Annotated in this window: 1 protein-coding gene; it reads left to right on the top strand. The window is 66.3% G+C overall.

Annotation, left to right across the window (positions count from 1 at the left end; genetic code table 11):
- Positions 1-28 precede the first annotated feature (28 nt).
- Positions 29-1,138 carry an IS110 family RNA-guided transposase gene (locus O7A05_RS33970; RefSeq protein ID WP_337097773.1) on the top strand — a complete coding sequence of 370 codons (1,110 nt, stop codon included), beginning with the start codon at positions 29-31 and terminating at the stop codon, positions 1,136-1,138.
- Positions 1,139-1,429 lie beyond the last annotated feature (291 nt).

Genomic DNA, 1,429 nt, shown 5'->3' with positions numbered 1-1,429 from the left:
GCCGATCCTCACGCACGGAGGGCGAGCCATGGGAGAGTATAGCGAAGCATTTGTTGCGTTTGATGTAGCCAAGAAGAAGCACGCGGTTGCGATCGCGGAGGGCGGTCGTACTGGCCAGGTCCGGTTTGTCGGCGAGGTCGAGAATAGTCCTGCGGCGATAGAGCGGACGATCAAGAAGCTGGGAAAAAAGTATGATCGACTGCACGTCTGCTTCGAGGCCGGGCCGACCGGTTATGGGTTGTGCCGGCAGGTCCGCGATCTTGGACACGACTGCATGGTGGTTGCGCCGGCCCTGATCCCGAAGCGGCCGGGCGAGCGCGTCAAGACCAACCGGCGGGACGCGGTCACGCTGGCGCGGCTGCATCGGGCGGGCGAGCTGACCGGGGTATGGGTGCCGGACGTGGTCCACGAAGCTGTCCGCGATCTGGTCCGGGCCCGAGAAGCCGCAGCCGACGACCTGCGCCGCAAACGCCAGCAGCTACTTTCCTTCCTCCTGCGCCATGGGCGGATCTACGAGAACGGCGGTCATTGGACATTGGCGCACCGGCGCTGGCTTGCCCGCCAGAGCTTCGAGCATACCGCGCAGCAGATCGTGTTCCAGGAGAAGATCGACGCGATCGAGGACGCGGCTCAGCGACTACATCGCCTGGACGAGCAGTTGCGCGCCGTCGTGCCAACCTGGTCCATGGCGCGGGTCGTCGAGGCCTATCAGGCCATGCGGGGCGCCTCGTTCCTGGTCGCAGTGATATTTGCGGCCGAGATCGGGGATGTGCGTCGCTTCGATACGCCGCCGCAGTTGATGGCCTTTCTCGGCCTTGTCCCGGGGGAGCGCTCGACCGGTGACTCGGTTCGCCGGTCGAGCCTTACGCTCGCCGGCAATCGACGCGCCCGCCGCGCCCTGGTCGAAGCGGCATGGACTTACCGCTATCCTGCCAGGGTCAGCGAGGCCCTGAGGGCCCGGCTCGAGGGGTTGCCCAAGGCTGTCCGCGATATTGCCTGGAAGGGGCAGGTCCGGCTCTGCGCCCGCTATCGCCGCCTCAGCGCCGCCGGCAAGAAGCCGCCGGTGGTCGTGGCTGCGATCGCACGCGAGATGGCCGCCTTCCTGTGGGCCATCGGCCGGGAGGTCGCGCCGTCATAGCCGGTCTCGACCAACCCAGCTGCACAGTGCTGGGGGTGGGGCCACGGTGGGGAACTCCCGTCGTTAGTTATGTGGCCGAGCCGATGCGCCCGACGCCCGCCCTCTAGACCGAGGACAGCCCCCGAGACGAAGACACGGAAGGCCGGTACCCAACCCGCGGATGAGAGTCTGATCAACCGTCGTCTCTGAGCTCCACCCCCAGCCCTGTGCAGCTTCGGCCGATCCGACTGCTTCGCAAACCTGCCAAGCAGGTGAGCCTTCTTGCCTTCAACCTTGACAGGGAACATGAGA

The sequence above is a fragment of the Mesorhizobium argentiipisi (SeqCode) genome, assembly GCF_037179585.1.
GTDB classification, from domain to species: Bacteria; Pseudomonadota; Alphaproteobacteria; order Rhizobiales; family Rhizobiaceae; genus Mesorhizobium; species Mesorhizobium argentiipisi.
Note: the sequence above shows the minus strand (reverse complement) of the source record. Positions and strands in the feature narration are given on the sequence as shown.